The sequence below is a fragment of the Kitasatospora sp. NPDC056327 genome (genome assembly GCF_042261735.1).
In the GTDB taxonomy this organism is placed as follows: domain Bacteria; phylum Actinomycetota; class Actinomycetes; order Streptomycetales; family Streptomycetaceae; genus Kitasatospora.
This window is the reverse complement of sequence record NZ_JBHJRC010000432.1, coordinates 1-5,053: the sequence shown is the minus strand read 5'-3', so window position 1 is coordinate 5,053 and position 5,053 is coordinate 1. Positions and strand designations below refer to the sequence as shown.

General features: G+C 73.6%; 5 protein-coding genes. 2 read left to right on the top strand and 3 right to left on the bottom strand.

Translation table 11 applies throughout. From position 1 onward, the window contains the following. Positions 1–53 precede the first annotated feature (53 nt). Positions 54–725, bottom strand: coding sequence for a LytR C-terminal domain-containing protein (locus ACFCX4_RS34630; protein WP_376151181.1), 672 nt, complete (start codon positions 723–725; stop codon positions 54–56). 261 nt (positions 726–986) lie between these two features. Beyond that, positions 987–1,283 (bottom strand): type II toxin-antitoxin system VapB family antitoxin, encoded by a 297-nt coding sequence (locus tag ACFCX4_RS34625; RefSeq protein WP_030061387.1) that lies wholly within the window; start codon positions 1,281–1,283, stop codon positions 987–989. 213 nt (positions 1,284–1,496) lie between these two features. On the opposite strand from ACFCX4_RS34625, the gene ACFCX4_RS34620 reads away from it, so the two are divergent. Continuing rightward, positions 1,497–3,083, top strand: coding sequence for a helicase HerA-like domain-containing protein (locus tag ACFCX4_RS34620; RefSeq protein ID WP_376151179.1), 1,587 nt, complete (start codon positions 1,497–1,499; stop codon positions 3,081–3,083). 604 nt (positions 3,084–3,687) lie between these two features. On the opposite strand, the gene ACFCX4_RS34615 is transcribed toward ACFCX4_RS34620, so the two are convergent. Further along, the gene (locus ACFCX4_RS34615) at positions 3,688–4,359 is read right to left on the bottom strand and encodes a rhomboid family intramembrane serine protease (RefSeq protein WP_376151177.1); all 672 of its coding nucleotides are present in this window, start codon (positions 4,357–4,359) and stop codon (positions 3,688–3,690) included. Positions 4,360–4,485: 126 nt separating this feature from the next. Between ACFCX4_RS34615 and ACFCX4_RS34610 the strand changes: the two genes are divergently transcribed. Next, positions 4,486–5,004: a YbhB/YbcL family Raf kinase inhibitor-like protein gene (locus ACFCX4_RS34610; protein ID WP_376151175.1), complete on the top strand. Its 519-nt coding sequence runs from the start codon at positions 4,486–4,488 to the stop codon at positions 5,002–5,004. The last annotated feature ends 49 nt before the right edge of the window (positions 5,005–5,053 follow it).

Here is a 5,053-nt window from a genome sequence, read left to right as displayed (position 1 = left end):
GGAGCCCCCGGCGCGCCGCCGGGGGCTCCTCGTCGTCGTCGCGGGGCGGGCCGTCAGCAGGTGCCGGTGGAGCTCGGGGCCGGGACCGGCCGGGTGGCCAGGGCCAGGGCCGCGGCGGCCTGGGTCTCGTCCAGCAGGGTGTTGTAGCTGTCGCCGATGACGACGTCCACGCTGTTGTCGGTGCGGGCGTCGGTGGCGACGGTGGCCCCGGCGATCTGCGAGCTGATCAGCGTGGCGGCGCCGGCGCCGGCCGGACCGGCGACCACCACGGCGGTGCCGGGGACCTTCTTGTCCAGCTCGGCCGGGGCGTTGCCCTTCTTGTCGATGGTGAAGCCGCGCTTGGTGAACTCGTCGGCCGTCCGTCCGGCGAGGCCGGCCTTGGTGGTGGCGTTCAGGATGTTCACCTTGAAGGCGGCCGGCTGCGGGATCGCCTGCGGGTCGATCGGGGCCGCGGCGGTGCCCGGCGCGGTCGGCGCGGCCTCCGGGGTCGGCGCGGCCAGCGGTTTGCCGGAGGGTGAGGCGCAGGCCTGCGCGGAGGCGTTCTTGCCCTTGCCGCTGAAGATGTCCCACAGCTGGACGCCGCCGAGCCCGATCAGGGCCAGCGCGAGCAGCGCGCCGATCAGCGCGATGACCTTGCGGCTCCTCTTGGGCGGGCGGCCGAGCCGCGGATAGGAGTTGCCGGTGATCCGGTACTGCTTCCCCTTCAGACCTTGGGGAGTCAACATGCTCACGGTTTGTCTCCCCCTCGTGCCGGGGCGGGGATCGGGTGCCGGTGGGGCCGGGCGCGGGGTCACGGGAACGTGGCCGCGGCCGTAGTCAGCAGATTAGTGCCGTCCAGCGGTGAAGGTACTAAACGATCATCATCCGGAGTACGCCGGTACCCGAATGGGGGTACCCCGACCGCACCCGGGTACGAACGGACCGCCCCCCGGTCCCGGCCGGGGGGCGGTCCGACGCGTGCGGGCCCGGCCGGACCGGGCCCCTCGTCATTCCATTTCGAGGACGCGGGCGTGCAGCACCTGGCGCTGCTGGAGCGCGGCGCGGACCGCGCGGTGCAGCCCGTCCTCCAGGTACAGGTCCCCGTGCCACTTCACGACGTGCGCGAAGAGGTCCCCGTAGAAGGTGGAGTCCTCCGCCAGGAGGGTCTCCAGATCCAGTTGTCCCTTGGTGGTCACCAGCTGGTCGAGTCGCACCGGGCGCGGGGCGACGTCCGCCCACTGGCGGGTGCTGGTACGGCCGTGATCCGGGTACGGCCGACCATTGCCGATGCGCTTGAAGATCACACGGAAAGCCTACCGTTTGGGCGGCGGATGGCGCAGCAGCCGCGGGCCCGCCACGCGCACGGGTACGGGCTGCGGGCGGAGGATTGCGGCTGTTTCATGGGAAATGTCGTGTAGGTCCCGCGTGGCTCCGGCCCTTTCGTCCGCCCTGTCGGGCCGTGCGCGGCCGTCCGTCGCCGCGCCGCCGTCGCGCCGAGGTGCCCAGGAGGGTGTCCGATGTCCGCTGCCGTTCCGTCCGCCGTCCGGGAGATCGCCGACGGGTACGCCTTCACCGGGCCCGCGCTGGAGCTCGGCGCGGTGCTGCTGGACGGCACCGCGTACGCCGGTGCGCCGGTGCGGGTGCCGCTCGGGGTGCTCAACCGGCACGGGCTGGTGGCGGGCGCCACCGGCACCGGAAAGACCAAGACCCTCCAGCTGATCGCCGAACAGCTCTCCGAACAGGGCGTGCCGGTGTTCCTCGCCGACATCAAGGGCGACGTCTCCGGGGTGTCCGCGCCCGGCGAACCGGGCGAGCGCACCGCCGCCCGGGCCGCCGAGGTGGGCCAGGACTGGCGGGCCCGGGGCTGCCCCGCCGAGTTCTACGCGCTCGGCGGCCTGGGCACCGGCATCCCCCTGCGGGCGACCGTGACCAGCTTCGGCCCGCTGCTGCTCGCCAAGGTGCTGGACCTGAACGAGACCCAGGAGGCCTCGCTCGGGCTGGTCTTCCACTACGCCGACCGCAACGGCCTGGAGCTCTACGACCTCAAGGACCTCACGGCGGTCATCGGCTTCCTCGCCTCGCCCGAGGGCAAGGAGGAGCTGAAGGGCATCGGCGGGATCTCCGCCGCCACCGCCGGGGTGATCCTGCGCTCGCTCACCCTGCTGGAGAACGAGGGGGCGGGGGCGTTCTTCGGCGAGCCGGAGTTCGACACCGCCGAACTGCTGCGGCGCGCGGAGGACGGGCGGGGCCTGGTGTCGGTCCTGGAACTGCCCGCGGTGCAGGACCGGCCGCGGCTCTTCTCGACCTTCCTGATGTGGCTGCTCGCCGACCTCTACCAGGAGCTGCCCGAGGTCGGGGACCTCGACCGGCCGAAGCTGGTCTTCTTCTTCGACGAGGCGCACCTGCTGTTCAAGGGTGCGTCCAAGGCCTTCCTGGAGGCGATCACCCAGACGGTGCGGCTGATCCGCTCGAAGGGGGTGGGCGTCTTCTTCGTCACCCAGACGCCGAAGGACGTGCCGGCGGACGTGCTGGCGCAGCTGGGCAACCGGGTGCAGCACGCGCTGCGGGCGTTCACGCCGGACGACGCCAAGGCGCTGAAGGCGACCGTGTCGACCTTCCCGAGGTCGCCCGCGTACGACCTGGCGGAGGTGCTGACCTCGCTGGGGACGGGCGAGGCGGTGGTCACCGTGCTGTCGGAGAAGGGCGCGCCGACGCCGGTCGCGGCGACCAGGCTGCGGGCGCCGCAGTCGCTGATGGGGCCGGTCGATCCGGCGGCGCTGCGGGCGGCGGTGGACGGGTCGGCGCTGGCGGCGAGGTACCGGGACGCGATCGACCGGGAGTCGGCGTACGAGAAGCTGGCGGCGCGGGCGGCCCGGCCGCAGGCGGAGCCGGTGCCCTCGCCGGACGCGCGGCCGGCGCCCTCGCCGCAGGCCCGGCCGGAACCGGAGCGGCGGCGGGAGCCGGCGCGGGAGAAGGAGGACGCCGGGCTGCTCGGGGCCCTGCTGGGCAACCCGGCGCTGAAGTCCTTCGCCCGGTCGGCCGGGACGCAGCTCGGGCGGGAGATCACCCGGAGCCTGTTCGGGACGTCCCGGCGGCGGCGGTGAGCGCGGCTCCGTGGGTGGCTCCGTGGGTGGCTCCCCCTCGTCGGGTGATCACGACTGAGGGGGAGCTCAGGGTCCACATGTTGGCATGGGCAGGATCGTCTCGCGCGGAGGAAGGATCGTATTCGGCCAGCGGATGACCGGGTCTGATCGATTCCTGTGCGCATTTCCTGCTGGTTTGTGCATGTTCTGTGCGTGGGCCCGGGTGCCTGGTTCGGTGGTCGCCCGGCCGAGCGCGGCACCGATCCGGTCGGGGAGGAGAGACGCATCGGGCCGTAGTGGTAGAACTCGACCTCCGGTACGCCCGGCTCGCGGCGGACCGCGGCCTCGGCGGCGAGATCGGCCGGACCGTCGCGGTCCGAGGCCGCCGGACGCGGGGTCACCGCCAGGTCGCGGGGGTGCACTCCGTGCGGGGGCGGGCGGTGACCTGCTCGCGGACCGTCTCCGGGGTGCGGGAGCAGCCGGGCGTCCCGATCCGGTGGAGGGCCCCGGTCGGGCCCCGCAGGTCGGTCCCCGACAGCCGGCCGGTGCCCGAGGGGGCGGCGGGGAGGAGCGGGCGGCGCCGGGGAAGGGCGGCGGCCGACCGGCGCGATGCGGAGGAGAGGCCCTAGATGCCCAGGTCGTCGAGTTCCTTGAGCAGCGCGGTGCCCGGGCCGGCGGGGCTCGCGGCGGCCTTCGCGGGGTGCTCCCCCCGGGTGCCCCGGTCGCCGCGGTCGCGCAGCAGCCAGGCGCCGGCCAGGCCGCCGGCCAGACCGCCGAGGTGGCCCAGCCAGCTGACGCCCTCGGCGCTCGGCAGCACGCCCAGCAGGAGGTACGAGTACAGCGCGGCGACGACCACGCCGATCGCGGTGTCCACCAGGTTGCGGTCGAAGATCCCGCGCAGCACCACGTAGCCGAAGTACCCGTAGACCACGCCGCTGGCGCCCGCCGTGACGACGTCCGGGCGCTCGAAGAACCAGACGGTCAGACCGCTGGACACCACGATCAGCGCGGTCGCCAGCAGGAAGCGCTTCATCCCCCGGTACGCGGCCAGGAAGCCGAACGCGAACAGCGGCCAGGAGTTGGCCTCGATGTGGTCCCAGCCGAAGTGCAGCAGCGGCATGGTGAGCAGGTCCGGCAGTTCGTCCAGCCGCCCGGAGCTCACGCCGTACTCGTAGGAGAGCCGGTAGTCGTCGAGCCAGTTCGCCACCTGCACGGCCCAGATGACGGCCAGGACGCCGACCATCGTGAACAGCGCGGCGCGGGAGTCACGGAGCACACGGGCCAATCGCGGGGACATGAACCGACTGTAGGGCCGGGCCCGGTGGTTGGTCACCCCACTAAGGTGAATCCTGTGCGTCCTGTCCGTCGGTCCGCGCCCGGGCCCGGACACTTCCTTTCCCGCCGTGCCGAGAGGTGACCCTCCATGAGTGTGCGTCCGCCGCTGCCGTACGAGTTCCTGCCGAAGGTGCCGTCCTTCCCGCTGACCAGCGAGGACATCACCGAAGGCGGCACGCTGGCCGAGGAGTTCATCCACGGCGGCGGCAACCTCTCGCCGCAGCTGGCCTGGTCCGGGCTGCCCGAGGGGACCCGCTCGATCGCGGTCACCTGCTACGACCCGGACGCCCCGACCGGTTCCGGCTGGTGGCACTGGCTCGCCCTCGGCCTGCCGGCCGACACCGCCGGTCTGGCGCGGGGCGCCGGGGCCTCCGACGCGGACCTGCCGGGCGAGCGGTCGTTCCACGCGCGCAACGACTTCCCGGGGAACAGGTACGACGGCGCCGCCCCGCCGCCCGGGCCGGCGCACCGCTACGCGTTCGCCGTGCACGCGCTCGACGTGGACGCGCTGGACGTCGGTGCCGACACCCCGCCGGCCCAGGTCGGGTTCAACATCACCTTCCACACCCTGGCCCGTGCCGTCCTCACCGCCGAGTACGGCGTCTGAGGACCGGGGACCGCAGGGTCCGTCGCCGCCGCCCGCCGCTGGAGCGGGC